The organism is Luteococcus peritonei (genome assembly GCF_039526385.1).
Classification (GTDB): Bacteria; Actinomycetota; Actinomycetes; order Propionibacteriales; family Propionibacteriaceae; genus Luteococcus; species Luteococcus peritonei.
This window is the reverse complement of record NZ_BAAAIX010000028.1, coordinates 105,838-130,931: the sequence shown is the minus strand read 5'-3', so window position 1 is coordinate 130,931 and position 25,094 is coordinate 105,838. Positions and strand designations below refer to the sequence as shown.

At 71.2% G+C, this 25,094-nt stretch carries 23 protein-coding genes; 7 read left to right on the top strand and 16 right to left on the bottom strand.

The window, feature by feature from the left end; all coding sequences use genetic code 11:
- Nucleotides 1–42 precede the first annotated feature (42 nt).
- The gene (locus ABD073_RS12315; RefSeq protein ID WP_343875031.1) at nucleotides 43–963 is read left to right on the top strand and encodes a sigma-70 family RNA polymerase sigma factor; all 921 of its coding nucleotides are present in this window, start codon (nucleotides 43–45) and stop codon (nucleotides 961–963) included.
- An 89-nt stretch (nucleotides 964–1,052) separates the two neighbouring features.
- On the opposite strand, the gene ABD073_RS12310 is transcribed toward ABD073_RS12315, so the two are convergent.
- Both ABD073_RS12310 and ABD073_RS12305 read right to left on the bottom strand, forming a co-directional pair.
- Entirely contained in the window at nucleotides 1,053–1,763 is a 711-nt protein-coding gene (locus ABD073_RS12310; RefSeq protein WP_343875030.1) for a HesA/MoeB/ThiF family protein, read from the bottom strand.
- Nucleotides 1,753–2,166, bottom strand: a complete 414-nt coding sequence (locus tag ABD073_RS12305) for a molybdenum cofactor biosynthesis protein MoaE (RefSeq protein WP_343875029.1) — start codon at nucleotides 2,164–2,166, stop codon at nucleotides 1,753–1,755. The genes ABD073_RS12310 and ABD073_RS12305 overlap by 11 nt, the downstream gene beginning before the upstream one ends.
- Nucleotides 2,167–2,204: 38 nt before the next feature.
- On the opposite strand from ABD073_RS12305, the gene ABD073_RS12300 reads away from it, so the two are divergent.
- Genes ABD073_RS12300 through ABD073_RS12285 form a run of 4 tightly spaced genes read left to right on the top strand, consistent with a single transcriptional unit; the run spans nucleotide 2,205 to nucleotide 5,205 of the window.
- On the top strand, nucleotides 2,205–3,407 hold the full coding sequence (locus ABD073_RS12300) for a molybdopterin molybdotransferase MoeA (protein ID WP_343875027.1): 1,203 nt from the start codon (nucleotides 2,205–2,207) through the stop codon (nucleotides 3,405–3,407).
- Nucleotides 3,408–3,449: 42 nt separating this feature from the next.
- Nucleotides 3,450–4,475 carry a GTP 3',8-cyclase MoaA gene (gene moaA, locus ABD073_RS12295; protein ID WP_343875026.1) on the top strand — a complete coding sequence of 342 codons (1,026 nt, stop codon included), beginning with the start codon at nucleotides 3,450–3,452 and terminating at the stop codon, nucleotides 4,473–4,475.
- A gap of 2 nt (nucleotides 4,476–4,477) precedes the next feature.
- Nucleotides 4,478–4,714, top strand: coding sequence for a MoaD/ThiS family protein (locus tag ABD073_RS12290; protein ID WP_343875025.1), 237 nt, complete (start codon nucleotides 4,478–4,480; stop codon nucleotides 4,712–4,714).
- 5 nt (nucleotides 4,715–4,719) lie between these two features.
- On the top strand, nucleotides 4,720–5,205 hold the full coding sequence (locus tag ABD073_RS12285; protein ID WP_343875023.1) for a molybdopterin-binding protein: 486 nt from the start codon (nucleotides 4,720–4,722) through the stop codon (nucleotides 5,203–5,205).
- Nucleotides 5,206–5,246: 41 nt separating this feature from the next.
- On the opposite strand, the gene ABD073_RS12280 is transcribed toward ABD073_RS12285, so the two are convergent.
- The 6 genes from ABD073_RS12280 to ABD073_RS12255 all read right to left on the bottom strand — a co-directional run bounded on the left by ABD073_RS12280 (nucleotide 5,247) and on the right by ABD073_RS12255 (nucleotide 13,904).
- Entirely contained in the window at nucleotides 5,247–5,741 is a 495-nt protein-coding gene (locus ABD073_RS12280; RefSeq protein WP_343875021.1) for a metallophosphoesterase family protein, read from the bottom strand.
- A 17-nt stretch (nucleotides 5,742–5,758) separates the two neighbouring features.
- Nucleotides 5,759–6,973 (bottom strand): nitrate/nitrite transporter, encoded by a 1,215-nt coding sequence (locus tag ABD073_RS12275; RefSeq protein ID WP_343875019.1) that lies wholly within the window; start codon nucleotides 6,971–6,973, stop codon nucleotides 5,759–5,761.
- Nucleotides 6,970–7,731, bottom strand: a complete 762-nt coding sequence (gene narI, locus ABD073_RS12270; protein ID WP_343875016.1) for a respiratory nitrate reductase subunit gamma — start codon at nucleotides 7,729–7,731, stop codon at nucleotides 6,970–6,972. The genes ABD073_RS12275 and narI overlap by 4 nt, the downstream gene beginning before the upstream one ends.
- 106 nt (nucleotides 7,732–7,837) lie before the next feature.
- On the bottom strand, nucleotides 7,838–8,548 hold the full coding sequence (narJ, locus tag ABD073_RS12265; RefSeq protein ID WP_343875015.1) for a nitrate reductase molybdenum cofactor assembly chaperone: 711 nt from the start codon (nucleotides 8,546–8,548) through the stop codon (nucleotides 7,838–7,840).
- Entirely contained in the window at nucleotides 8,545–10,188 is a 1,644-nt protein-coding gene (gene narH / locus ABD073_RS12260) for a nitrate reductase subunit beta (protein WP_343875012.1), read from the bottom strand. The genes narJ and narH overlap by 4 nt, the downstream gene beginning before the upstream one ends.
- A complete protein-coding gene (locus ABD073_RS12255) occupies nucleotides 10,188–13,904 on the bottom strand; it encodes a nitrate reductase subunit alpha (RefSeq protein WP_343875010.1) in 3,717 nt (1,238 codons plus the stop codon). Before ABD073_RS12255 ends, narH begins: the two co-directional genes overlap by 1 nt.
- Nucleotides 13,905–13,983: 79 nt before the next feature.
- Here ABD073_RS12255 and mobA point away from each other — a divergent pair, with 79 nt between their 5' ends.
- Nucleotides 13,984–14,583 (top strand): molybdenum cofactor guanylyltransferase, encoded by a 600-nt coding sequence (gene mobA / locus ABD073_RS12250; protein ID WP_343875007.1) that lies wholly within the window; start codon nucleotides 13,984–13,986, stop codon nucleotides 14,581–14,583.
- A gap of 50 nt (nucleotides 14,584–14,633) precedes the next feature.
- Here mobA and ABD073_RS12245 read toward each other — a convergent pair whose 3' ends face one another.
- The 6 genes from ABD073_RS12245 to hrpA form a co-directional block, all read right to left on the bottom strand.
- Nucleotides 14,634–15,419 (bottom strand): hypothetical protein, encoded by a 786-nt coding sequence (locus tag ABD073_RS12245; protein ID WP_343875006.1) that lies wholly within the window; start codon nucleotides 15,417–15,419, stop codon nucleotides 14,634–14,636.
- Between the two features lie 123 nt (nucleotides 15,420–15,542).
- Nucleotides 15,543–16,370, bottom strand: a complete 828-nt coding sequence (locus tag ABD073_RS12240; protein WP_343875005.1) for a hypothetical protein — start codon at nucleotides 16,368–16,370, stop codon at nucleotides 15,543–15,545.
- The gene (locus tag ABD073_RS12235; protein ID WP_343875004.1) at nucleotides 16,367–16,879 is read right to left on the bottom strand and encodes a SigE family RNA polymerase sigma factor; all 513 of its coding nucleotides are present in this window, start codon (nucleotides 16,877–16,879) and stop codon (nucleotides 16,367–16,369) included. The genes ABD073_RS12240 and ABD073_RS12235 overlap by 4 nt, the downstream gene beginning before the upstream one ends.
- 44 nt (nucleotides 16,880–16,923) lie before the next feature.
- A complete protein-coding gene (locus ABD073_RS12230; RefSeq protein WP_343875002.1) occupies nucleotides 16,924–17,784 on the bottom strand; it encodes an acyl-CoA thioesterase in 861 nt (286 codons plus the stop codon).
- A gap of 19 nt (nucleotides 17,785–17,803) precedes the next feature.
- Nucleotides 17,804–18,784: a YeiH family protein gene (locus tag ABD073_RS12225; RefSeq protein WP_343875000.1), complete on the bottom strand. Its 981-nt coding sequence runs from the start codon at nucleotides 18,782–18,784 to the stop codon at nucleotides 17,804–17,806.
- Between the two features lie 43 nt (nucleotides 18,785–18,827).
- The gene (gene hrpA / locus ABD073_RS12220) at nucleotides 18,828–22,844 is read right to left on the bottom strand and encodes an ATP-dependent RNA helicase HrpA (protein ID WP_343874998.1); all 4,017 of its coding nucleotides are present in this window, start codon (nucleotides 22,842–22,844) and stop codon (nucleotides 18,828–18,830) included.
- Between the two features lie 129 nt (nucleotides 22,845–22,973).
- On the opposite strand from hrpA, the gene ABD073_RS12215 reads away from it, so the two are divergent.
- Nucleotides 22,974–23,654: a hypothetical protein gene (locus tag ABD073_RS12215; RefSeq protein WP_343874995.1), complete on the top strand. Its 681-nt coding sequence runs from the start codon at nucleotides 22,974–22,976 to the stop codon at nucleotides 23,652–23,654.
- Here ABD073_RS12215 and ABD073_RS12210 read toward each other — a convergent pair.
- Nucleotides 23,647–24,519 (bottom strand): universal stress protein, encoded by an 873-nt coding sequence (locus ABD073_RS12210; RefSeq protein ID WP_343874993.1) that lies wholly within the window; start codon nucleotides 24,517–24,519, stop codon nucleotides 23,647–23,649. The genes ABD073_RS12215 and ABD073_RS12210 overlap by 8 nt on opposite strands.
- Nucleotides 24,520–24,684: 165 nt before the next feature.
- Nucleotides 24,685–25,086 carry a pyridoxamine 5'-phosphate oxidase family protein gene (locus ABD073_RS12205; RefSeq protein ID WP_343874991.1) on the bottom strand — a complete coding sequence of 134 codons (402 nt, stop codon included), beginning with the start codon at nucleotides 25,084–25,086 and terminating at the stop codon, nucleotides 24,685–24,687.
- Nucleotides 25,087–25,094 lie beyond the last annotated feature (8 nt).

Below are 25,094 nucleotides of genomic sequence, written 5' to 3'. Positions count from 1 at the left end.
CTTCGTGCGTTGTCACGGGTGAACACGGCGAAAGGGAGTCCGATGGATTCAAGTACACGCATGCGAAGCACCGAGGGCATCGACGGCAAGGACTCCGTCGGTCTGTACCTCGAGGCCATCGCGCGCACCCCGCTGCTGAGCGCCGAGGACGAGGTGCACCTGGCTCGCACCATCGAGGTGGGGTTGTACGCGCAGGCGCTGCTGGACGGCGAGGTGAAGACCCGCAAGAAGGTCAGCACCGAGGAGCTCGAGCACATCGTGGCCGAGGGCGAGGCCGCCATGCAGCGCTTCGTGCAGGCCAACCTGCGGCTGGTGGTCTCCGTGGCGCGCAAGTACGGCCGGGCGCAGATGCCGCTGCTCGACCTGGTGCAGGAGGGCAACACCGGCCTGATCCGCGCGGTGGAGAAGTTCGACTACACCAAGGGCTTCAAGTTCTCCACCTATGCCACCTGGTGGGTGCGCCAGGCGATCAGCCGCGGCATCGCCCAGCAGGGCCGGATCGTGCGCCTGCCGGTGCACGTCGCCGAGCAGGTGAACCAGGTCAATGCGGTGCGCCGCAACCTGGAGCGCCAGTTGGGCCGCGACCCCGAGGTGGCCGAGATCGCGCAGGAGCTGGGCCTCGAGGAGGAGCGCGTGGTGGAGCTGATCCGCTTCAGCCGCGAGCACGTCAGCCTCGATGCGCCGGTCGAGGAGTCGGGTGACACCTCGCTGGGCGACCTGATCGCCAAGGAGACCGCCCCCGGCCCCGACGAGATGGTGCTCGACGCCGAGGAGCGCCAGGTGCTGGAGGACATGCTCGCTGGGCTCGACGAGCGATCCGCCGACGTGGTGCGCCGCCGCTACGGCCTGTCCGACGGTCGCCAGGCCAAGCTGGCCGACATCGGCGCCGTCTGGGGCATCACGGCCGAGCGGGTGCGCCAGATCGAGCGCACCGCCCTGGCCCAGTTGCGCGACGCCGCCTGAGCCGGCCCCCGTCGAACGAACGCCGTCGTCCCTGTGGGGCGGCGGCGATCGTCATTCCCGGCAGCTGCTGGTCTGGCAGCGAGCGGCGCTCAGGCCAGGTCGAGCAGGTCCACCCGCGCCGTCAGCAGGTCCACGACCGCCAGCCGACCGGCCAGGCCGGTCCCCACGCCGGTGAGCAGCTTGACCGCCTCCGCGGCCTGCCAGGCACCGGCCAGTGCCGGGGTGGCGCCCAGCACGTCGGGTGGGCTGGCGGCATCCTCGGTGGTGCCCACGACGTCCTCCCAGGCCCGTCCGCCGGGCAGGAAGACCGAGAGCACCGCGGTCCAGCCGTCCACCGCCGCCCAGACCCAGGGCACCCTGGCCGCCGCGCAGGAGGCACTGATCGCGCGACGCGAGGCCAGCCGGTCGGTGCAGTCCAGTACCACGTCGTGTCGGCCCACCAGCTCGACGTCCTGCGGGGTGAGGCGCTGCGACAGGGCGGTGATGGTGCTCTGCGGGGCCAGGGCGCGCATCCGCTGCGCTGCCCGCTCCACCTTCGAGGCGCCGAGGTCCTCGGCGGTGAACAGGGTCTGACGGTTCAGGTTCGAGGGGGCCAGCACGTCGTCGTCCATCAACGTGATGCGACCCACCCCGGAGGCCACCAGGGCGGGGATGGCCCCGGCCCCCAGGCCGCCGCAGCCCACCACCAGCGCGGAGGCACCGGCCAGGCGGGCTTGGCCGTCCGCTCCCAGGATCCGCCGTTGCCGGCCCCAGGTCTCATCGGCAGGGTCGGGTCGTCGTTCGGGCTGCTCAGTGCTCACCGAGACCCACCCACTCGTCACTGCCATCGGTGAAGACCTGGAACTTCCACACCGGCACCCGCTGCTTGATCCGGTCCACCAACGCGCCGCAGGCGGCGAAGGCCTCGGCCCGGTGCCCGGAGGCGCAGGCCGCCACCAGGGCGACGTCGCCCACCTCCAGCCGACCCACGCGGTGGGTGGCCACGGCACGCACGCCGAAGTCAGCCTCCACCTCGGCCAGCACCTCGGCCATCACCGTGCCGGCATCCGGGTGGGCGCTGTACTCCAGCCGGGTGACGCCGCGGCCGCCGTCGTGGTCGCGCACCACCCCTTCGAAGAGCACGCAGGCGCCGCGGGCGTCGTCGAGCACGGCCTCACGGGCCGCTGCCAGGTCGAGCGGTTGGTCCAGGATCAGCTGGGTCATGGGGCACAGGCTAGCGCCGGTCTGGAAGGATCGGGGTCATGGAGCACCTCGCCTGGCAGCGCACCGTCGAGCAGCACCGTGAGGCGGTGCTCTGCATGGTGCCTCCTCCCGCGGTGGTGCGGCGCGCCCTGGACGAGGCGCTCGGCCTGGTGCTGGCCGTCGGTGCGACCGCACCGGCGGACCTGCCCGGCACCCGCGCCTCGGCGATGGACGGCTTCGCCGTGCGCCATGCCGACCTGGTGCAGGGCGGCACGCTGCCGGTGACGTTGGACGTCCCCGCCGGCGCCCGGCCCGGCGAAGGCCCCGGCCCCGGCAGTGCGGCGCGGATCATGACCGGCGCACCCGTGCCCACCGGCGCGGACACCGTGGTGGCGGTGGAGTACACCGACATCCCGCGCGGCCCGGTGCCGCTGCCGCACCAGGTCCGCATCCACCGGGTCCCGCCCCTGGGCGACGCGATCCGTGCCGCCGGCTCCGACGTGGCGGCCGGGAGCGTGGTGGTGGCCGCAGGGAGCGTGCTCGACGCCACCGCGATCTCCGCCCTGGCCGCCACCGGCCATGCCGAGGTCTCGGTGCGCCCCGCGCCCCGGGTGCGGGTGGTCTCCACCGGCGCCGAGCTGCGCTCCCCCGGCCAGCCGCTGGCCGCCGGCCAGCTGCACGACTCCAACTCCTTCCTGATGGCCGCCCTGGCCCGCAGCCTGGGCCACCAGGTGGACCGGGTGAGCCTGCAGCACGACGACGCGGAGGCGCTCACCGCCGAATTGCCGCGACTACTGCACGGCACCGACATCCTGGTCTTCAGCGGCGGCGCCAGCGCCGGGGCCTTCGAGGTGGTGCGCCAGGCGCTCGGCGGCCGCGGGATCGGCTTCGGGCACGTGGCCATGCAGCCGGGCAAGCCGCAGGGACTGGGCGTGCTGGACGGTGTGCCGGTCTTCTGCCTGCCGGGCAACCCGGTGGCCTGCGCGGTCTCCTTCCTGGCCTTCGTGCGGCCCTGGCTGGACGCCGCCGCCGGGCGAGGTGGGCAGCAGCACCGCGTGCAGCTCGGCCAGGAGCTGGGCGGCAAACCGGGGCGCACCCGCTTCGTCGGGGCCGTGCTGCGCGAGGGCCGGGGCGTGCCCGCCGCCGCACGCCAGTCGCACCAGGTGACGCGTCTGGCGGGCCTGGACGGTTTCCTCGTGGTGCCCGCCGAGCGGGAGTCCGTGGCGGCCGGCGAGGAACTGGGATGGTTGCCGCTCCCCTGAGGGTGTGCAATGACACGGCCCTGTCCGCGTACACTCGACCCCATGCCTGCACTCGTCGATCGCTTCGGCCGCGTCGCCACCGACCTGCGCCTCAGCGTGACCGACGTGTGCAACCTGCGCTGCAGCTACTGCCTGCCCGCCACCGACGTGCACTGGTTGCCCCGCAGCACCATCCTGGCCGCCGACGAGCTGGCCCGGCTGGCCCACATCGGAATCAGCCGGCTGGGCATCACCAAGATCCGGCTGACCGGCGGCGAGCCTCTCACCCGGCCCGATCTGGAGCAGGTGGTGGCCGCGATCGCAGGGCCCCACCCGCAGGTGGAGCTCGCACTGACCACCAATGGCATCGGCCTGGCCGAGCGCGCCCCGGCCCTGGCCGAGGCCGGGATCCAGCGGGTCAACATCTCGCTGGACACCGCCCATGCCGAGACCTACCGCACCATGACCCGTCGCGAGGGCCACGAGCGGGTGCTGGACGGCATCCGCGCCGCCGCCGCGGCGGGACTCGGCCCGATCAAGGTGAACACCGTGCTGCTCAAGGGCCTCAACGACCACGAGGTGGTCGACCTGGTGGAGATGTGCGCCGCCCTGGGCACCGAGCTGCGCTTCATCGAGCAGATGCCGATCGGTGCCACCCGCGACTGGGCCGCGGAGAACCTGATCACCGCCGCCGACATCCGCGCCCAGATCGAGCAGCGCTACCGGCTGGTGCCGCGCGCCGACCGCGGCGCCTCCCCCGCCCAGCGCTGGGAGGTGATGGACGGCGAGCAGCGCCTCACCACCGTCGGCATCATCGCCTCGGTCACCGAACCCTTCTGCGGCGCCTGTGACCGGACCCGGATCAGCGCCGACGGCCAGCTGCGCTCCTGCCTGTTCAGCCAGGGCGAGACCGACCTGCGCACCCCGATGCGCGAGGGCGCCGACGACGAGCAGCTCGCGCAGCTCTGGCTGGACGCCATGTGGGCCAAGCCCCGCGCCCACGGCAGCGACGCGGGAGGCTTCGGCCCTGCGGGCTTCGAGGGCGGCTTCACCCAGCCGGAACGACCCATGAACGCGATCGGAGGATGACCATGACCCAGGTGCGATGGTTCGCCGGGGCGGCTGCCGCCGCCGGCACGGACCGCAGCGAGGTGGACCACCAGCCGCAGGGCACGGTGGCGGCCGTGCTCGCCACCGTCTGCCCGGGGGCTGCCGAGGTGCTGCCCCGCTGCACCTTCCTGGCCGACGGCGCCCGGGTGGGCGGCGACGAGCCGTGGCCCGAGAACGCCGCGACGCTGGACGTGCTGCCGCCCTTCGCCGGAGGATAGGCCGCATGGCACTGCGCACCCTGGTCCTGACCGTCTCCGCCGCCGCCCTGGCCGATCCGTCCGAGGACCGGGCGGCTCCCCTGCTCGCCGACGCGCTGGAGGCTGCCGGGCTGGCGGTGCAGCGCAGCGTCGTGGCCCCCGAGGATGCCCAGACCGCCCTGCAGCGCGCCGTGGCCGAGCACGACCTGGTGCTGACCTGCGGCGGCTCCGGGATGCGTCCCGGCGACCGGCTCCCCCAGCTGGTCAGGTCACTCGGCGAGGACTTCAGCGAGGTGCCCGGGGTGATGGAGCAGGTCCGACGCCTCGGTGCCGAGAAGGCGCCCGCAGCCCTGCTCTCCCGTGGCCTGGCCGGGGTGGTCGAGCAGGCAGGCCACCGCTGCTTCGTGCTGAACGCCCCCAGTTCACGTGGCGGGGCCAAGGACGTCGGGGCGGTGCTCACCGGACTGCTGCCGGACCTGGAGCGCGAGCTGCTGGGCGCCGAGCGCCACTGAGGACGCGCCCCTGAGGGCCCTGACCGGGTCCTGCCCCTGCCTCAACGCGGCAGGACGACCACCTGGTGGCGGGTCAGCCGGCCGTCGGCCAGCTCCAGCAGCCCGTAGGTGAAGTGCGGCTGGCGTCGCTTGTCGGTGGGCGAGCCCGGGTTGAACAGGTGGACCGCCCCGTCGGGCTCGTCGAGCGGGATGTGCGAGTGGCCGAAGACCACCAGGTCGGCCTGGGGGAAGCGTCGACGCATCCGCCGGTCGCGTCCCTGCTTGGCACCGGCGTCGTGGATCATCGCCACCCGGACGCCCTCCAGCTCCAGTTCCAGGGTCTCGGTGGCGCCCCAGGCGGCGATCGCGGGTCCGTCATTGTTGCCCATCACCACCCGTACCGGGGCGTGCCAGGCGAGCGCGTCGAGCACCTCGGGGGTGCAGACATCGCCCGCATGCAGCACCAGGTCTGCGGAACCGAGTGGTTCCAGCAGACCTGGTGGCAGTGTCTTCCAGTGGCGCGGGGCGTGGGTGTCGGAGATGACCAGGACACGCATGCCCGCCAGACTACAGCTCAGTCCTCGCGCTTCTCCTTCAGCATGAGGGTGAGCAGCAGGCCGAGCACCGCGGTGCCCACCAGGGCCCACAGGCCCTTGGCGTAGGAGTGCGTGGCGGCATCGTAGGTGGCGGCCATCACCAGCGGCGGGAAGTAGCCGCCGAGGCCACCGGCCGCCGCGACGGTGCCGGAGACGGCACCCACCTTGTCCTTGGGGGCGATCCGCGGCACCCAGCCGAAGATCGAGCCCTGGCCCAGGCCCAGGCAGGCGGCCATCACCAGGAAGGTGATGCCGGAGGCGGCGCCCTCCTCGGGCTGGGTGGAGGCGACGAAGGCGGTGATCGCCACGCCGGCCAGCGCGGCCAGGGAGACGACCTTGGGGCCGATCCGGTCGGCCAGCATGCCGCCGAAGGGACGGGCCACCACGGCGGCGATCACGAAGGAACCCATCCGGTTGGCCGCCGCCACCGCGTCGAGGTGCGGGTAGACGGTGGTCAGGTACTTGGGCAGGAAGGTGCTGAAGGCCACGAAGCCACCGAAGACGATGGCGTACAGGAAGCACATCTCCCAGGTGACGGCCAGCTTCAACGCCGCGGCGATACGGGGCACCAGAGGCTGGTGCTGGGGTGCCCAGGCGGGCGACTCCTTCATGCAGAACCAGACCAGGGCGGCCATCGCCACCAGCACGCCGGCGATGATGTAGTGCGCGGTGGAGTAGCCCACGGCCTTGACCAGGCGCGGGGTGACGAAGGCGGCCACGGCGGTGCCGATCATGCCCATGCCGAAGACGCCGTTGGCGAAGCCACGCTGCTTGGCGGCATACCAGGCGCTGGAGAAGGGGATGCCGACGGCGAAGATGGTGCCGGCCACGCCCAGGTAGAAGCCGGAGGCGATCAGCAGCGGGTAGTTCTTGGTCTGCCCCGCGATGGAGACCAGCACGACGGCCGGGGCCGCCAGCAGCAGGATGGCCGCGAACATCTTGCGGCCTCCCAGGCGGTCGGTCAGGGCCCCCACCAGGATGCGGCCCAGCGAGCCGACGATCACCGGGGTGGCCAGCATCATGGCGATCTGGCTCTCGCTCAGCCCCATGGAACTGGCATAGGTCTTCTGCATCGGGGCGATCGACATCCACGCCCAGAAGCCGGTGGCGGAGGCCAGCGTGGCCAGGATGACCTGGCCGAGCTGGCCGCGCAGCTCCGAGGTGGCGGCGGGTGCCGGGGAAGGTGTGCTCATCGACGAATCTTTCTGTCAGGGGTACCGATGGGGTCCCAGCCACGACGCTGGCCGCTGCCCTGCGAGGAGGGGGTGGGCTGGCCGTCACGGCTTCGGTAGACGATGTAGGGACGGAAGAGGTAGTGCAGCGGCGCGGTGAAGGCGTGCACCAGGCGGGTGAAGGGCCAGATGGCGAAGAGCAGCAGCGCCACCACCACGTGCAGCTGGAAGGGCAGCGTGGCGTGGGTCATCGCCTCCACGTCGGGCTGGAAGGTGAACAGCGAGCGGAACCAGGGGCTCACGGTCTCGCGGTAGTTGTGCTCCGAGCCGTCGGGGGCATGGCCGCCGAACAGGGTGGCCAGCGTGCCGAGGATGATGGCGGCCGCCAGGAAGAGGTACATCACCTTGTCATTGCCGGTGGTGGCATGGAAGACCTCACCGGTGGTGCGACGACGGTAGATCAGCATGACCAGGCCGATGATGGTGGCCGCGGCCGCCACCAGGCCGCCACCCAGGGCGAACAGGTGGTAGTGGTGCTGGCTGATGCCCACCGCGTCGGTCCAGCTCTTGGGGATCACCAGGCCCATGAAGTGGCCGACGAGCACCATCAGGATGCCGAAGTGGAACAGGGGCGAGGCGATCTTGAGGATCTTGCTCTCATAGAGCTGGGAGCTGCGCGTGGTCCAGCCGAACTGGTCGTTGCGGTAGCGGTAGATCGTGCCCACGATCAGCAGGGTGATGCAGGCATAGGGCAGCATGCCCCACAGGAACGTGTCCATCACTGGTCCTTCCACGAGCGCAGGTGCGAGCCTGCGAGCACCGATGCGCGCGAGCGGCGCGGGGGGTCACAGAGGGGTCGTCCCCCCTGCTGGAGGCAGGTGTCCATCACTGGTCCTTCCAGGAGCGCAGGGGTGTGCCTGCGGGCTCGAGTTCCACGAACTGGGGGCCGGTGGCGGGATCGCCGCCCATGCCGAGCCGGTCGAAGCCGGCTCCGCCGTAGCCGTCCAGGCCCACCGTCTCGACGGGTATGGCGGCATCCACCATCTGCTGCACCTCGGCCCGCGAGCTGGGCGAGGCGCCGGGCAGGGTGGCGCAGATGGCCTGCAGGATCCCGGCCTGCGGCAGCTCGTCGGTCTCCAGCTGCATCCGCAGCAGCTCGAGGCTGGGACGGTAGCGCACCAGCAGCTCGTGCCCGCGCTGCGGGTCGCCGAGCGCCGCGAACTCCAGCACCAACGGCAGGTGGTCGGGCAGCTCGCCGTCCAGGCGCACCAGCAGACCGGAGTCCCGGTAGACCTGCTTGATGCCGGCCAGCACCTCTCCCCTGCGACGGGTGTCACCGTCGGTCCAGTAGGACAGGTGCAGGGCGTGACGACGCGAGATGTCGAACTCCTGCACGTGGAAGGACTGCGCCTCGGCCAGCGAGCGGTCCTCCAGGTGCGCCAGGGTGGGCGCGAAGTGCCCCGCCCAGCGGGTGCCGGCCAGCGCCTCGCGCAGCACCGGCAACCGCTCCAGCAGCTGCTCGTCGGGATAGCTGAGCAGCAGCGAGGCGGCCTGGTAGCAGACCTGGACCTCGTCGAGGCCCACCTGTTCGCTCATTTCCTGGTCACCGGCGAGTTGTCGACCCCCGGCATGCCGTCGGCCGAGGGCATCAGCGGCGGAGGCTGGGTGTCGGCATCGGCGGCGGCCTGGCGGGCCTTGATCGACTGGTAGGTCTCGATGGCCACCGGGACCGGGCCGCGCGAGGAGGAGCCGAAGGGACCCTCCTCGTTCATGCCGGGGCCGCCGTCGAAGTCCAGCGAGCAGCCCATCTCCTCCAGGTTGTGCGCCTGCTCGATGTGGGCCTTCGGGATCACGTAGCGCTCGTCGTACTTGGCGATGGCCAGCAGCCGGTACATCTGCTCCATGGCCTCCGGCGTCATGCCCACCGCGGCGGCCAGTTCGGCGTCGCGGGTCTTGTTGATGGTCACGCCGCGCATGTAGGAGCGCATCGCCGCCAGCTTCTGCAGCACCTCGGTGACCACCTGGGTGTCACCCGCGGTGAACAGCTCGGCGAGGTAGTCCACCGGGATGCGCAGCGCGTCGATGGCACCGAACAGGTTGCCGGGGGCCTCCGCGTCGTGGCCCTGCTCGCGCAGCAGGTCGACCACCGGGGACAGCGGCGGGATGTACCAGACCATCGGCATGGTGCGGTACTCCGGGTGCAGCGGCAGGGCCACCTTGAAGTGCTTGATCAGCGCGTAGACCGGCGACTTCTGGGCCGCGGTGATCCAGTCCGAGGGGATGCCGGCGTCACGGGCGGCCTGCAGGACGGTGGGGTCCTGCGGGTCCAGCATGACGTCGAGCTGGGCCTGGTACAGGTCCTGGTCGTCCTTCACGCTGGCGGCCCTGGTCACGGCATCCGCGTCGTACAGGATGATGCCGATGTAGCGCAGCCGGCCCACGCAGGTCTCGGAGCAGACCGTCGGGATGCCCGCCTCGAGGCGCGGGTAGCAGAAGGTGCACTTCTCCGCCTTGCCCGAGCGGTGGTTGAAGTAGATCTTCTTGTAGGGGCAGCCGGTGATGCACTGGCGCCAGCCGCGGCAGCGGTCCTGGTCCACCAGCACGATGCCGTCCTCGCTGCGCTTGTAGATGGCGCCCGAGGGGCAGGAGGCCATGCAGGAGGGGTTCAGGCAGTGCTCGCAGATCCGGGGCAGGAAGAACATGAAGCTCTTCTCGTACTCGAACTTGATCTTGTCCTGCGCCTCCTGGCGCATCTTGGCGATCATCGGGTCGTCGAAGCCGGCGGCATAGGTGCCGCCCAGCGAGTCGTCCCAGTTGGCCGAGTAGGTGATCTTCGTGTCCTTGCCGGTGATCAGGCTCTTGGGCCGGGCCACCGGGAAGTCGTCACCCAGCGGGGCATTGGTGAGGGTCTCGTAGTCGTAGGTCCACGGCTCGTAGTAGTCCTCCAGACCCGGCTGCACCGGGGAGGCGAAGATGCTGAGCAGCTTCTTGAACCGTCCGCCGGAGCGCAGCTTGAGGCCGCCGGTGGGTGTGCGCACCCAGCCGCCCTGCCACTTGTCCTGGTCCTCGTAGCGACGCGGGTAGCCCTGGCCGGGCCGGGTCTCCACGTTGTTGAACCAGACGTACTCGGTGCCGGCCCGGTTGGTCCATGCCTGCTTGCAGGTGACCGAACAGGTGTGGCAGCCGATGCACTTGTCCAGGTTCATGACCATCGCAACCTGTGCCATGACTCGCATCAGTACTGAACCTCCTGGGACCGCTTGCGGATGGTCGAGATGATGTCTCGGTTCACGCCGGTGGGTCCGATGTAGTTGAACGCATAGGCCTGGTGGGCGTAGCCGCCGATCAGGTGCGTGGGCTTGAGCAGGATCCGGGTGACGGAGTTGTGGATGCCGCCTCGGCGTCCGGTGGCCTCCGACTTGGGCACGTCGATAGTGCGCTCCTGGGCGTGCTGCACGTAGGCGATGCCGGCGGGCAGCTTGTGGCTCACCACGGCGCGGGCGACGAAGACGCCGTTCGCATTGGTGCACTCCACCCATTCGTTGTCGGCGACGTCGATCGCCTGCGCGTCCTCCACGCTCAGCCAGGCCTGTGGGCCGCCACGGCCCAGCGAGAGCATGAACAGGTTGTCCTGGTACTCGGAGTGGATCGACCACTTGTTGTGCACCGTCAGGTAGCGCAGCGTGATGGCCTTCTCCCCCCGCTCGCCGATCTCCGGCTCGCCGTAGGCGCGACGCATGTCGAGCGGCGGGCGGTAGATGGGCAGCTGCTCGCCGGCGTCGATCATCCAGTCGTGGTCCAGGAAGAAGTGCATCCGGCCGCTCAGGGTGTGCCAGGGCTTCAGCCGCTCGGTGTTGATGGTGAAGGCCGCATAGCGCCGTCCACCGGTCTCCGAGCCGGACCACTCCGGCGAGGTGATCACCGGCTGCGGGGCCTGCTGGGTCTGGGCGAAGGTGATGATCTTCTCCTCCTGGCCCTCGGAGAAGTCGGCCAGTTTCACGCCGGTGCGCTTCTCCAGGGTGCGGAAGCCCTGCGTGGCCAGCTCACCGTTGGTGGTGCCCGAGAAGGTCAGGATCGCCTCGGCCATCCGCTGGTCGGTGTCGATGGCCGGACGTCCGGCCGCCGCCCCCGAGTCGAAGACGCCGTGCAGCTTGGCCAGCCGGTCCACGGCGTGCTTCACGTCGTAGGTGATGTTCTTCGTGGTGAAGCCCAGCCGGTCGGCCAGCGGACCCACGGAGAGCAGCTTGTCGGCGATCGCGGTGTAGTCGCGCTCCACCACCATCAGCGCCGGCATGTTCTTGCCCGGCACGGCCGGCACGTCGGTGCCCTTCCAGTCCGGCACGTGGCCGCCGGGCTGCGCCAGCTCACCGGGGGTGTCGTGCTGCATGGGCACCGCGACGATGTCCTTGCGCACGCCCAGGTGCTTGGCCGCCAGCCGGCTGATGGCCTGCGCCAGCGCCTTGAAGGTCTCGAAGTCGCTGCGGGCCTCCCACGGCGGGTCAATGGCCGGGGTGAAGGCGTGGACATAGGGGTGCATGTCGGTGGATGAGATGTCGTACTTCTCGTACCAGGTGGCGGCCGGGAAGACGATGTCCGAGAGCAGGGTGGAGCTGGTCATGCGGAAGTCGCTGGTGATCAGCAGGTCGAGCTTGCCCTCGGGGGCCTCGTCGCGCCAGGCGATGCTGCGCGGCCGGTTCTCCACGGCATCGCCATGGCCGTTCTCCATCACGTTGTTGTGGGTGCCCAGCAGGTGCTTGAGGAAGTACTCCTCGCCCTTGGCCGAGCTGCCGAACAGGTTGGAGCGCCACAGGATCAGGTTGCGGGGCCAGTTCTGCGGGGCGTCGATGTCCTCGATCGCGGACTTCAGGCGGCCCTCCTTCAGCTCCGTGGCGATCCAGGTCTGCACGTCGGGCGCCTCGCCCCGCTCCACCGCGGCACTGGCCTCGTCGGCCAGGTCGAGCGGATTGCGGTCGAACTGCGGGTACATCGGCATCCAGCCCAGCCGAGCAGCAGTGGCCATCGCATCGGCGGCGTGCAGGCCGTCGAGGCTGCCGGTGCTCAGCGGCGAGGTGATCGCGTCCGCGCTGAAGCCGTCGGTGCGCCACTGGTCGGTGTGCATGTACCAGTAGCCGGTGCCGATCATGGTGCGCGGCGGGCGGCTCCAGTCCAGGGCATTGGCCATGTTGAACCAGCCCGTCATCGGGCGGCACTTCTCCTGGCCGACGTAGTGCGCCCAGCCGCCGCCGTTGCGGCCGATGCAGCCGGTCAGCATGAGCAGGGCCATGATCGCGCGATAGGTGACGTCGGCGTGGTACCAGTGGCAGATGCCGGCGCCGATGATGATCATCGTGCGGCCCTCGCTGTCCTCCGAGTTCTTGGCGAACTCGCGGGCGATGCGGATGCAGGCATCGGCCGGGACCGAGGTGATCTCCGCCTGCCAGGCCGGGGTGTAGGGGCTCTCGACATCGTCATAGCCGGCGGCCCAACGTCCGGGCAGGCCGTCACGGCCCACGCCGTACTGCGCCAGCATCAGGTCGAGCACGGTGGTGTAGCGCTGGCCGTCGATCTCGACGACGGGCACGCCGCGGTAAATCACCGAGCCGGTGCCGCGCGGGTCCTCGAAGCAGGGCAGGGCCAGCTCGACGCTCTGGTGGCCCTCCACCTCCATCATGGACAGCGCGGGCTCGATGTCACCGAGCTCCAGGTTCCAGCTGCCCTCGTCGCTCTCGTTGTGGCGGAAGCCCATCGAGCCGTTGGGCACGGCAGGCCGGCCGGCGGCCTTGTCCCAGACGACGGTCTTGAAGTTGGCATCGGCACGCTCGCGCTCGGCGGGCAGGTCGCTGGCCAGCAGGAACTTGGAGGCGGTCAGGCCCTCGCCGTTCGGGTGGTCCTCGACGCGCACCAGCATGGTGAGGTCGGTGTACTGCTTCACGTAGTCGGTGAAGAAGGGCACCTGGCGATCGACGTAGTTCTCCTTGAGGATGACGTGGCCCATGGCCATCGCCAGCGCGGCATCGGTGCCGGCCTGGGCGGGCAGCCACTCGTCTGCGAACTTGACGTTGTCGGCATAGTCCGGGGCCACGGTGACCACCTTGGTGCCGCGGTAGCGCACCTCGGCCATCCAGTGGGCGTCGGGGGTACGGGTGACCGGGACGTTGGAGCCCCACATCATCAGGTAGGTGGCGTCCCACCAGTCACCGGACTCGGGCACGTCGGTCTGGTCGCCGAAGACCTGCGGGCTGGCCACCGGCAGGTCGGCGTACCAGTCGTAGAAGGAGGTCATGGCGCCACCCAGCAGGTGGGTGAAACGGGTGCCGATGGCATGGCTGACCTGGCTCATGGCCGGGATCGGGCTGAAGGAGACGATCCGGTCCGGGCCGTAGTTCTTGATGGTGTTGACATAGCTGGCGGCGCTGATCTCCAGCGCCTCCTCCCAGCTGATCCGCACCAGGCCGCCCTTGCCGCGGGCCTTCTGGTAGCGGGCGCGCTTCTCGGGATCGGTGGACACCTCGCGGAAGGCCTCGACCGGGTCACCCAGCCGGGAGCGCGCCTCGCGGTACATCTCCACCAGGGCGGCCCGCGCATAGGGGTAGCGCACCCGGGTGGGCGAGTAGGTGTACCAGCTGAAGGCGGCGCCGCGGGGGCAGCCGCGGGGCTCGTACTCGGGACGGTCGGCTCCGGTGGTCGGGTAGTCCGTCTGCTGCGACTCCCAGGTGATGATGCCGTCCTTGACGTAGACCTTCCACGAGCACGAACCGGTGCAGTTCACGCCGTGGGTGGAGCGGACCACCTTGTCATGGCTCCACCGGTCACGGTAGAAGACGTCGCCCTTGCGGCCTCCCTCACGGAAGACCGCGCGGCCGTCGTCGCTCTCGTCCCACTTGGTGAAGAAGCGACCGAACTTCAGCAGGGCGTTCGAGGCGGCCCCGTCAGTGCGCGCGGTGTCAGTCATGGGGCCATCCTGTCAGGCCGGTCCGACGAAATGTAGTTGACACGGAATCCGCAAGGATAATTTGACCTAATATCGCCACATGGACGTGATGGGAATCGTGCTGGCAGGCGGTGGCTCGGTGCGGATGGGCCAGCCCAAGCAGGGTCTGGAGCTGGCGGGCCGCAGCCTGCTGCAGCGCACCGTGGACGCCTGCCTGGACCAGGGGTGCAGCCGGGTGGCGGTGCTGGCGCCCGCCGCGCAGGCGGGCGGCTGGGTGGCTGCCGACGAGCGGGTCCTGGTGACCCTGGAGGATCCGCCCGACGGTGGCCCGGTGGCCGGGATCGTCGCCGGGCTGGAGGCCCTCTCCCCCGCCGACGACGACCAGGTCTGGGTGCTGGCCTGCGACCTGCCGCGCGTCGACGAGCTGATGGCCGCGCTGCAGGCGATGGAGCTTCCCGACGAGCTGGCCTGGGTGCCGGTGGACGAGGAGGGCTGGCCGCAGTTCCTGGCCGCCCGCTATCCGGTTGCGGCGCTGCGACGGACCGTGGCCGAGAACCCCGGCCGGGACATCGCCGCCCGGCGGCTGCTGCGTGCCATCCCCAAGGTGCCCGTCTCATTGCCGGGCGAGCTGCTCACCGACGTGGACTCCCCGCAGCAGGCCCGCGCCGCCGGGATCGAGCTGGACCGCCCGCGGGACTGAGGCCCGCGGGCGGTCGGCGCTCCGGAAACGGCTCACGCAGCCGATCCCGGTCAGCGCAGCAGCTGGCGGTTCACGATGGCCCCGGCCGCCGCATGGGCCCCACACTGGCCCGCGTACTCATCGTCGGGTTGGACCGCACAGACGTGGTCCTCACCCCCGGTGCGGACCACCAGGATCGAGAGCCGGTTGCCGGTGATGGCCACCGTGACGTCCTCGAAGCTGCCCCGACCGGTGCGCCGGTCCCACTGCTCCGCCTGCAGGCCCACCGCATTGATGGGCTCCACGCCGCCGGCCAGGCTCCGTGGCGGCAGCACCATCAGGGTCTGCGCCTGGGAGCCGGTGGTGATGGTGCGCGGATTGTGCGTGGCGCAGTCGGAGAACCAGCGCAGCACCTCGGTACGCGCCCGGTCCGCCCGGGCCACCGAGCTGAAGCCGAGCACCGCATGGGTGGTCCGGATGCCAGGGTAGTCGCGCACCAGGAGGCTGCGCTCCCCCAGCGTCAGGCCCTGCTGGCAGACGGTCCATCGGCTGCCCCACGTGCCGGCCGGGCGATCCACCGCCCTGCCCACCGACGAGCCGACCCGCGGGATCTGGCGCAGGTCCGCGGGCAGCGCCAGGTTGGCGCGCGTCGGTGCCGGGAGCGCCACGGGACGACTCGCCGCCCGCACGCTGGCGGTCTGGAGGGTTTCGACCTTCAGCCCCTGCTGCTCGGCACGGGCCTGGTCCAGCGGCACCAGAGTTGCCCCTGCCACCGCGGCGGCCCCGATGGCGAGTGCGGCCAGGCGCAGCGAACGGGTGGGGCGGGGCCCACGGGACGTCGAGAGCTGCTGGTTCATGACTTCCTCCTCGGTGCAGAAGTGGCCGGTCCTTCCGGCCACCTGCACCCATCCCCTACGCAGCAACTGTCGGGAAGGTTGAGCAGATCCAGCAGATTTTTCTTGCTGGGCAGGGATCCGCTCTCACCTGGCGAGGCGCCGGGCGAGGTCGGGGACGACCGCGAACTGCCCGCACTGGCCGGTCACCTCGTCATCGGCCCGCAGGGCGCACAGGAATCCCTCCTGGCCCTCGACGCGCTGCACCAGCCAGGTGAGCCGGTTGCCGCTCTGCACCACCACGCCGAGCTCGTGGCGGACGGTGCCGTTCGGCAGCGGCCCCTGGCTGGCCTCGACGACGGTTGCGCCGGCGGGCTGCGGCAGTCCTGCCGGGGTGGGCAGGCGCTCCCCCAGCCAGGCTCCCGGGCGTGGGGTGGGGCTGGTGCCGGCACACATCGAGTACCACCGCACGATCTGGTCCCGGGCGGCAGTGGCCTGGGCGGGGTTGTCGAAACCCACCGCGGCCACCAGCAGCTCCGCACCCGGGTACTCGCGCACCTGCAGCGAGCTGGTGTCCAGCTCGGGGCGTGCCCGGCACAGCGAGACCTGATCGGCGCCCCACTGGCCCGAGGGATGGTCGACCGCAGTTCCCAGGGGCAGCCGCGGTGTGGCCAGCGGAGCCAGCTCCGCGGCCGTCGGAAGCTGGGCCGTCGAGACCGGGCCCAAGGGGCTGGGCGTGGCGTGTGAAGGCGTGGCCAGGGTGGCCGGCTCGGGTGAGGGCACCTGCTGCTGGATGGCGCGTCCGGTGACCACACCGGCCACCAGCATCACGGCGGCCGTGGCACCGGCTGCCGTCCGACGGCGGCGTCGGCGACGCGTGGCCGCGGCGACCACGCGCTGCGCGAGCTCATCGGTCTCGACCGGCTCGACCCGCTGCAGCAGGGAACGCAGCTCCTGCTCGTCGAGGGGACTCATGCTGACCTCCCGGTCGTGGCGGCCTCCGGGCCGCGCAGCTGCGCCAGGGCCCGGGAGCAGGTGGACTTGACGGTACCGACGCTGACGCCGAGCTCACGGGCCACCTCGGCCTCGGGAAGGTCGGCGTAGTAGCGCAGGACGACCATGGCGCGCTCCCGCGCGGAGAGCCGGCCGAGCTGGCGCACGATCTGGTCGCGGGCATCCACGGCCTCGTAGCCCTCTGCCGAGGCGGGGCTGGCGTCACGATCGGCCTCGTGACCGGCCACCACCTCGTAGCGCCGGCGCCGCCAGCGATCGGTGGCGAGGTTCACCATGGTGCGACGCGCATAGGCGAAGGCCGTGGCACGGTCCACCCGGTCCCAGGCCCCGTAGACCTTCAGCAGGGTGTCCTGGACCAGGTCCTCGGCCGCCCCGCGGTCACGCACCAGCATCACCGCGAGCCGCCCCAGCCACTCGCCTTCCGTCTCGACGAAGACCGTGAAGTCCGCGTCGCTCGCCGTCCGATCCATGCCCAGCCCCTACGCACACGGGCCCGGAAAGGTTGAGTGCCCGCTCAGTTCCGCTCCACCACGCGGATCAGGCCCTCCTGGCTGCAGGAGGCCACCAGGGCGTCACCCTGCAGCAGGCGGCCGGTGGAGAAGCCGAGGGCGTGGCTGGCCGACGGGGAGACCTGGTCGTAGCAGATCCATTCGTCGCAGCGCACCGCGCGGTGGAACCACATCGAGTGGTCGATGCTGGCCACCTGCATCTGCTCGGACAGGAAGGCCACCTCGTGGGGAACGGTGGAGACGCTGAGCAGGGTCATGTCCGACAGGTAGGCCAGCACCGCCTGGTGCAGGCGCGGATCGTCGGGCAGCCGCTCGCTGGTGCGCACCCAGACCCGCATGTGCGCGCCGTGGGCGCCCGCGGCGATCTGGTGCGAGCGGCCCGAGTCGCCGGCGAAGCGCACCTCGAGCGCGTCCCATTCCTTCCACAGCGGCGAGGTGTGACCGAAGCGCTGGGCCATCACCTCGAACAGGGTTGGGCAGTCCTCTGGGGCGGGCACTCCGGGCGGCATCGGGTCGGAGTGGTCCAGGCCCGGCTCCAGCTCGTGGAAGGAGCAGTTCATGGCGAAGATCGTCTTGCCGTTCTGCCGGGCCACCACGCGCCGCGAGCTGAAGGCCGAGCCGTCCCGCAGCACCTCGACGTCGTAGATGATCGGCTTGTCGGCATTGCCCGGGCGCAGGAAGTAGGCGTTCAGCGAGTGGCAGGTGCGCTCCGGGACCGTGCGGTAGGCGGCCACCAGCGACTGGGCCAGCACCTGGCCGCCGAAGGTGCGCTGCAGCTGGGTCCGGGGCTGCGGGCCACGGTAGAGGCCCACCTCGATCTCCTCGAGGTCCAGCAGGTCGACGAGTTCGGCGGTGTTCTGGGGCACGAGGACAGCTTGCCACCTTTCAGTGGGTCAGGGCCACGCCGACCCACGCGATGGAGGCCACCCAGAGCGTGGTCAGCGCCCCCAGCAGGAAGGGTCGCGGGCCGACGCCCGCCAGCGCCGTGATCCGCACGCCCATGCCCAGGCCGAACATCGCGGCGGCCAGCAGGGCGGTCTGCACCAGCTTGGCCCCGGCCAGCGCGTCGTGCGGCAGCAGGTGCAGCGAGGCCACCACCACCATGGCCAGGAAGCCCAGCACGAACAGCGGCACCAGCGGCGGGCGGTGGCCCTGGTCCTGCTCGGCGGCGACATGACGACGACGCAACCACCAGCCGATGGCGATGGTCAGCGGCGCCAGCATCAGCACCCGGGCGAGCTTCACCACGACGGCCACCTTCAGCGCCTCGGGACCAATGGCGGCCCCGGCAGCCACCACCTGGGCCACCTCGTGGATCGAGCCACCGGCCCACAGCCCGGCGGTGTACTGGCCCATCCCGAGCAGGTCGGCCAGCAACGGCACCAGCGGGATCATGCCGGTGCCGAAGAGGACCACCAGCGCGATCGCGGTGGCCACGTCGCGCTCCTCGGCCTCGATCACCGAGTCCACCCCGGCGACGGCGGCCGCCCCGCAGATGGAGAAGCCGGAGGCGATCAGCAGGCTCAGCTTCTGGTTCAGTCCCAGCATCCGGCCCACCAGCAGGCCACCGGCGACGCCCAGCGTCACGACGGCCACCACCACCAGCACCATGCCCGCCCCCAGTGCGACGATGTCGCCGAGCACCAGTTGCAGGCCGAGCAGCACGATGCCGGCGCGCAGCAGCTTCTTGCTGGCGAAGGCGACGCCGGGCCCCCAGGAGGGCCGCGGCTCGACCGTGTTGGCGAGCAGCGCGCCGAGCAGGATGGCCACCAGCAGGGCGCTCACCTCGGGCAGCGCGCGGTTGGCCAGCACGGCCAGCGCGGCGCCGCCGCAGCAGAGCAGGAGTCCGGGCAGGTACTTGTCCACTCCCCCATCCTCTGCCCTGGCCCTGGTCGGGCCCAAGCCGGGGTCAGGCGGCGTCGGCGATCGCCTTGCGGATCCGCTTCGGGGAGACGCTGACCGCGGTGCGCAGCTGCTGCGCGAACTGCTGCACCCGCAGCTCCTCGATCAGGAAACCGATCTCCTCGACGGCGGCCGGGAGCGGGCCTGGCGGCTGCTGATTGCACAGCTCGGCGTAGTCGGCCTCCAGCTCGTCGACCAGCAGGGCACCCTGCCGGTCACGCGACGGATTGCTGGCCGCCGCGGCCAGCCGCACCGTGATCGCCTTCACATAGCGCGGCAGGTGGCCATACCAGGGGTCCGCCGTGGCGGAGATGAAGTTGGTGAAGACCAGGTTGTCGAGCTGGGCGGTGACGTCCTCGCGCACCTCGCCGGCGGGGAAGGAGCCGATCGCCAGTCGCGCCTCGGCGGCATGACGCAGGGCGGCCGCCGCGGTGGCGACGACGGTCCGCATGGCGTCGGCCTGCTCCTGGCGCACGTGCAGGGCGAGCTGCTGCCAGGCCTGCTCGTCGCGCACCTGCTCCAGCGTCGTGCCCTGCTGCGCAGCCCAGGCCTGGGCCTGCTGCTCGGCGGTCTTCAGCCGGGCGTCGGCCATCAGCGCGGGAACGCTGGCATAGGGCGAGTTGCCCAGCGCCAGCTTGTCGGCATTGGGCAGGTGCGAGACCACCCACTTGGTGGGATCGGGCAGGGTGAGCACCAGCAGGCGTCGCAGGCCCTTGATGTGGGACTGGCGGGCCCGTTCCGGGGTGTCCAGCACCACGACGCCCACGCTGGAGCCCTCGTCGGACAGCGCCGGGTAGCCGACCGCCCTGGCGCCGTTGCGCTCCACCACCAGGGTCTGGTCGATGCTGCCCATGTCCCAGCTGGTGCGGCCGGTGACGGCCTGGCGGGCGGAGGCCTTGGTGAGCGTCTGACTCACCTTGCGGGCCAGGTCCTGGCGCAGGTCGTCGAAGTCCTTGCTGCGCCGGGTCTCGCGACCGTTCTCGGTGATCCGGAAGGCCACCGTGAGGTGCTCGGGCACCTGGTCCGGATTCCACTGCGCGGGCTCGACGGTGACGCTGGTGAGCTGGCGCAGGGCCCGGCCCAGCTCGTCGCAGAAGCGACGGCTGTGGTCGGCGCCGTTGCCCACCGCCTGCTGCTCGTCCAGCCAGTCCAGGGCCTTGCGGGCCCAGTTGGGGGCGGGCACGAAGCTGGTGCGCACCGCCTTGGGCAGGGATCGGATCAGCTCGGTGGCCAGCTCGTGGCGAAGGCCCGGCACCTGCCAGCTGAAGGGCTCCGGGGAGACCTGGTTCAGCTGGGCCAGCGGGATGGTGACCGAGACGCCGTCATGGCCCGAGCCCGGGTCGAAGACGTAGTCGACGTCCAGCGTGATGCTGCCCCCGGCGATGGAGGGCACGGTCCAGGTGTCGGGGAAGTCGTCGGCGTCCACCTGCTCGGCCTCGGGGGCCAGCAGGTCGTCGATGGCCAGGTCCAGCAGCCGCTTGTCGCGCTGCTGGCGCCACCAGGCGTCGAAATGGTTCTGGCTGACCACCTCGGCCGGGATGCGCGCCGCATAGAAGGCGAAGATGGACTGGTCGTCGACGGTGATGTCGCGGCGCCGGCTGCGCTCCTCCAGCTCCTCGGCCTGCTCGCGCACCTTCTGGTTGGCGTGGAAGAAGTGGTGGCGGGTGCGCCACTGCCCCTCCACCAGGGCGGAGCGGATGAAGATCTCGCGCGCCACCACCGGGTCGATACGGGCATAGCTCACCGGGCGCTCGGCGATGATCGGCACGCCGTAGAGGCTGACCTTCTCGTAGGCCACCACCGAGCCGGAATTGCTCGACCAGTGCGGCTCGGAGTAGCTGCGCTTGAGGATCTCGCCGGCCACCGCCTCCACCTGCTCGGCGGTGATCGCGGCCACGGTGCGGGCCCACAGCCGGCTGGTCTCCACCAGCTCGACGGCCATCACCAGCGGCGGCGGGTTCTTGGCCAGCGCGGAGCCGGGGTTGATGGCGAAGCGGGCCCCGCGGGCGCCCAGGTATTCACGCGGCCCGGGGCGGCGTCGCTTCTGGCCGGGTACCGGCTTGGACTGCTCGCGCAGGTCGGCCAGGCCGACATGGCCCAGCAGGCCGGACAGGACCGCGGTGAGCACCGCCTCGTCGGGCGCGGGCTCGCGATTGCGCTCCAGCCCGATCTCCTTGCTGATCTCGCGCAGCTGGGTGTGCAGGTCCTCCCACTCGCGCACCCGCAGGAAGTTGATGAACTCGTCGCGACACATCCGGCGGAAGGCATTGCCGCTGAGCGCCTTGCGCTGGCTGCGCAGGTAGTCCCACAGCCGCAGCAGGGCCATGATGTCCCCGCCACTGTCGGGGGCGGTGTCGGGCTTCTCGACGCGGCTGTTGGTGTGCGCGGTGTGGCGGGCCGGCTGGGCGTCCGTCTGCGCGGGTGCCGCAGGAGTGGCCTGCAGCGGGGTCCAGAAGCGACGGTGCAGCTGGTCGGCCTGCTCGCGCTTCTCCGCCGGCCGTTCCCGCACGTCGGGGATGGCCAGGCCCGCCACCAGCACCTGGACCTCGCGCAGGCAGCCCTGCTTCTCCGCCTCGACGAGCATCCGGGCCAGGCGCGGGTCCAGCGGGATCCGGGCCAGCCGGTGACCCACCTTGGTGAGGCGGGGATGGTTGTGGTTGCCAGGCTTGAGGGCGCCCAGCTCGTCGAGCAGCCGCAGGCCGTCGGTGATCTGGGAACGGTCGGGGGCCTCCACGAAGGGGAAGGAGCCGATGTCGCCCAGGCCGGCCTGGGCCATCTGCAGGATGACGCTGGCCAGGTTGGTGCGCAGGATCTCCGGCTCGGTGAACTCCGGGCGCGCCAGGAAGTCCTCCTCGCTGTAGAGCCGGATGGCGATGCCGGGCGCCACGCGGCCGCAGCGGCCGGCGCGCTGGTTGGCGCTGGCCTGGCTGACCGGTTCGATGGGCAGCCGCTGCACCTTGGTGCGGGCCGAGTAGCGCGAGATGCGGGCGGTGCCGGGGTCCACCACGTACCGGATGCCGGGCACGGTGATGGAGGTCTCGGCCACATTGGTGGCCAGCACGATGCGTCGTCCGGTGTGCGAGGTGAAGACGCGGTGCTGCTCGGCGGCGGACAACCGGGCGAAGAGCGGCAGCACCTCGGTGTCGCGCAGCTTGAGGCCGTTGATGGCCTCGGCGGCGTCGCGGATCTCGCGCTCACCGGACAGGAAGACCAGGACGTCGCCCATGCCCTCCTTGGCCAGCTCGGTGACCGCGCTGCAGATGCCGTCGATCATGTCGGCGGAGTCGCCCTCCTGGCCGTCGGCGGCCAGCGGGCGGTAGCGCATCTCCACCGGATAGGTGCGGCCGGAGACCTCGATCACCGGGGCCGGGCTGCCGTCGGGGGCTGCGAAGTGCTCCGCGAAGCGGGCGGTGTCGATGGTGGCGGAGGTGACGATCACCTTCAGCTCGGGGCGTCGCGGCAGCAGCTGCTTGAGGTAGCCCAGCAGGAAGTCGATGTTGAGGCTGCGCTCGTGGGCCTCGTCGATGATGATCGTGTCGTACTTCTTGAGGTCGCGGTCGTGGGTGATCTCGGCCAGCAGCACGCCGTCGGTCATCACCTTGACGCGGGTGTCACGTCCGGCCTTGCGGGTGAAGCGCACCTGGTAGCCCACCAGTTCGCCCAGCGGGGTGTCGATCTCCTCGGCGATCCGCTCGGCGACGGTGCGCGCGGCGATCCGACGCGGCTGGGTGTGGGCGATCCGCCGGCGCCCCAGGCGCAGCGCGATCTTGGGCAGCTGGGTGGTCTTGCCCGAGCCGGTCTCGCCGGCCACCACGACCACCTGGTGGTTGGCGATCAGCTCCGCGATCTCGTCGGCGTGCTCGGCGATCGGCAGCGCCGGGTCGAAGTCCAGCCGCGGCTCGCCGGGAGCGCGCTGGCCTGTCTCGCTCCCCTGCTCCGGCGCGGCCGTGGCGACGGGTGGGGTCTCGACGGCGGGGCTCTCGCTGGCTTCGGCGCCGGAGGCGGGCGCGGGCATCTCACTCATGACCGTCCCAGCCTAGTTGCGGGCGCAAACCGGTTTCGCCGCCTTCACGGCCCGTGTCCACCGCGCCGGCACCATGGGCCACGGTCCGTGTCCATTGACCCCGGAGCACGGGCGGCGCACGCTTGTGCCATGGGGATCCGGGGAAGACGCGGAGCAGCCCTGGCGCTGCTCGCGGCGGGGCTGTGCGTCCTGTCATCGGCCATCGACCGGTGGCTGCCGTGCTTGGGCTGGGGTGACGCCACTGCCGCCTGCTGGTCGCGACAGGACGACAGCTGCGACGCCTACCTTGGCACCATCCATCCGATCGCCTGGCAGACCGCAGCACTGCTGGCGGGATATGGCCTGCTGGCCCTGGCGCTGCTCTGGCTCGGGATCGCGGCGGACTCACGCGCCCGCCTGGCCTGCGCCGCCCTGCTGGCCGTCGCGCCCCTGGCAACACTGTCCGCCCTGGCCGGCTGGTCCGGCATCCTGACGCCCGTCCTGGTGTCAGCGGGCATCGTCGTGGCCCCTGCCACCTACGTCCTGGTGGGCGGCACCGGCAGGCGGCAGATCCGACCCCTCCTGTTCACGGGCGCGATCCTGTCGACCAACCTGCTGGTGGACCTGACCTTCTGGGCGCCGGCCATCGCCGGGCAGTCGTCCTGGGACACGACGCCCGGCACCTGGGTCGCCACCGGACTGGCCTGCCTGGTTGCTGCCGCCACCCTCACGTGGCCCCCAGGGATGACGTGGCGCATCTCGACCCGGGCCACCGCCACAGCCACAGCCGAGGCCTCCGTGGCCCGTCGGCCGGGCCAGCCGGCTACTTGACCAGCGCCACGGGGCAGCGGCCGTGGGCCAGCACCGCGCGCATCACGCCACCCATGCCGAAGCCCAGCATCCGCGGCTTCGGGACGCCCAGCACCAGCAGGTCGACGGTCTCGGAAAGGTTGACCAGCTCGTCCACCGGCACGCCCCGGGTGATCAGCACCTCGCACTCGACACCCGGGTACTGCTGGCGCAGCGGGGCGATGATCTGCTCGATGCCGGCCTGGGCGGCCTCGTGCAGCTGGTCGCCGGCGACGGTGGTCTGCACCGGCTTGGCGACGTGCACCACCTGCAGCGCGGCATCACGGCTGTCGGCCTGACGGAAGGCCCACTCCAGCGTGGTGACCGAGTGGCTCTGCGCGTCGACGCCCACCGCAATGCGGTGCCGGTCACCAGTGTGGCCGGGATTGGCGGCATTGGAGATGACCACCACCGGGCAGTGGGCACCCGAGGCCACCGCGATGGAGGTGGAGCCGATGAACATCCGCTCCAGGCCGCTCACCGAGCGTCGCCCCACCACCAGCAGGTCGGCACCCTCCGAGAGCCTGGTGAGCACGGCGGCTCCGTTGCCCAGCACCACTTCGGGATGCACCTGGTCGTCGCCCAGCCCCACCTCGTGGGCGGCCTCGACGGCGGTCTGGTTGGCCTGCTCGCCGGCCTCCTGCAGGGCGGAGGGGTCGTAGACCACGCCCCAGGCTCCGGCCAGCACCGCATCGTCCACCGCGTGCACCAAGTGCAGCACCCCGCCCAGCCGTCGGGCTCGACGGGCGCCGTAGCGGACCGCGCGCAGGCCGTCCTCGGAACCGTCGACACCCACCAGGATGCGCGGGCGGGTCTCGCTGGCGAACCATTCCGGCTGATTGCTCATGCTGCACACTCCCCTGCCTCGGGCCGGGGTTCGCGACGCCTGAGCGCCGTCGGGACCCGGCGAACTCCTTGGGGACATTGTTCCGCCCCGGAGCGCCGATGTCAGCGTCCGGGGCGGAACTTTCGCGGTGTGGTCAGGCTTTCCACATGGCGGGCGAGGGTGCGGCTACTGGTCGCCGGAGACCGCGCGACCGCTCAGCCGCTCCAGCGAGAGTCCCAGCAGCACCCGGCGCACGCCCGGGACGAAGGGCGTGGGCGGGGCCACCTCGCCGTCCAGCTCACCGGGGGTGAGCTTGGCGAGGGCGCCGCGCACCAGCACGCTCCAGCCGTTGGAGCACTCGGCGTCGAACTCGTCCACCTCGAAGGCCACCTCGGTGCCCTCGGCCAGCTTGGCGAGCTGGGTGCCCGAGGCGGTGCGCAGCACGACGCGGTCGCCGTCCACGGAATAGGCCAGGGGCAGCACGGTCAGGCCGTCGGGTCCCTGGAAGGCCACCCGTCCCACCGTCGCGGAGCGCAACAGCTGGGTGCACTCGGCGGCATCCAGGTTCTCGAAGTGTCCGTCACCCATGGAGATTC

Coding starts and splice junctions, on each gene's coding strand:
- ABD073_RS12315 (WP_343875031.1), top strand. CDS start 43: ATGGATTCAAGTACACGCATGCGAAGCACCGAGGGCATCGACGGCAAG.
- ABD073_RS12305 (WP_343875029.1), bottom strand. CDS start 2,166: ATGACCCAGCTGATCCTGGACCAACCGCTCGACCTGGCAGCGGCCCGT.
- ABD073_RS12300 (WP_343875027.1), top strand. CDS start 2,205: ATGGAGCACCTCGCCTGGCAGCGCACCGTCGAGCAGCACCGTGAGGCG.
- moaA (WP_343875026.1), top strand. CDS start 3,450: ATGCCTGCACTCGTCGATCGCTTCGGCCGCGTCGCCACCGACCTGCGC.
- ABD073_RS12290 (WP_343875025.1), top strand. CDS start 4,478: ATGACCCAGGTGCGATGGTTCGCCGGGGCGGCTGCCGCCGCCGGCACG.
- ABD073_RS12285 (WP_343875023.1), top strand. CDS start 4,720: ATGGCACTGCGCACCCTGGTCCTGACCGTCTCCGCCGCCGCCCTGGCC.
- ABD073_RS12280 (WP_343875021.1), bottom strand. CDS start 5,741: ATGCGTGTCCTGGTCATCTCCGACACCCACGCCCCGCGCCACTGGAAG.
- ABD073_RS12275 (WP_343875019.1), bottom strand. CDS start 6,973: ATGAGCACACCTTCCCCGGCACCCGCCGCCACCTCGGAGCTGCGCGGC.
- narI (WP_343875016.1), bottom strand. CDS start 7,731: ATGGACACGTTCCTGTGGGGCATGCTGCCCTATGCCTGCATCACCCTG.
- narJ (WP_343875015.1), bottom strand. CDS start 8,548: ATGAGCGAACAGGTGGGCCTCGACGAGGTCCAGGTCTGCTACCAGGCC.
- narH (WP_343875012.1), bottom strand. CDS start 10,188: ATGCGAGTCATGGCACAGGTTGCGATGGTCATGAACCTGGACAAGTGC.
- ABD073_RS12255 (WP_343875010.1), bottom strand. CDS start 13,904: ATGACTGACACCGCGCGCACTGACGGGGCCGCCTCGAACGCCCTGCTG.
- mobA (WP_343875007.1), top strand. CDS start 13,984: ATGGACGTGATGGGAATCGTGCTGGCAGGCGGTGGCTCGGTGCGGATG.
- ABD073_RS12245 (WP_343875006.1), bottom strand. CDS start 15,419: ATGAACCAGCAGCTCTCGACGTCCCGTGGGCCCCGCCCCACCCGTTCG.
- ABD073_RS12240 (WP_343875005.1), bottom strand. CDS start 16,370: ATGAGTCCCCTCGACGAGCAGGAGCTGCGTTCCCTGCTGCAGCGGGTC.
- ABD073_RS12235 (WP_343875004.1), bottom strand. CDS start 16,879: ATGGATCGGACGGCGAGCGACGCGGACTTCACGGTCTTCGTCGAGACG.
- hrpA (WP_343874998.1), bottom strand. CDS start 22,844: ATGAGTGAGATGCCCGCGCCCGCCTCCGGCGCCGAAGCCAGCGAGAGC.
- ABD073_RS12215 (WP_343874995.1), top strand. CDS start 22,974: ATGGGGATCCGGGGAAGACGCGGAGCAGCCCTGGCGCTGCTCGCGGCG.
- ABD073_RS12210 (WP_343874993.1), bottom strand. CDS start 24,519: ATGAGCAATCAGCCGGAATGGTTCGCCAGCGAGACCCGCCCGCGCATC.
- ABD073_RS12205 (WP_343874991.1), bottom strand. CDS start 25,086: ATGGGTGACGGACACTTCGAGAACCTGGATGCCGCCGAGTGCACCCAG.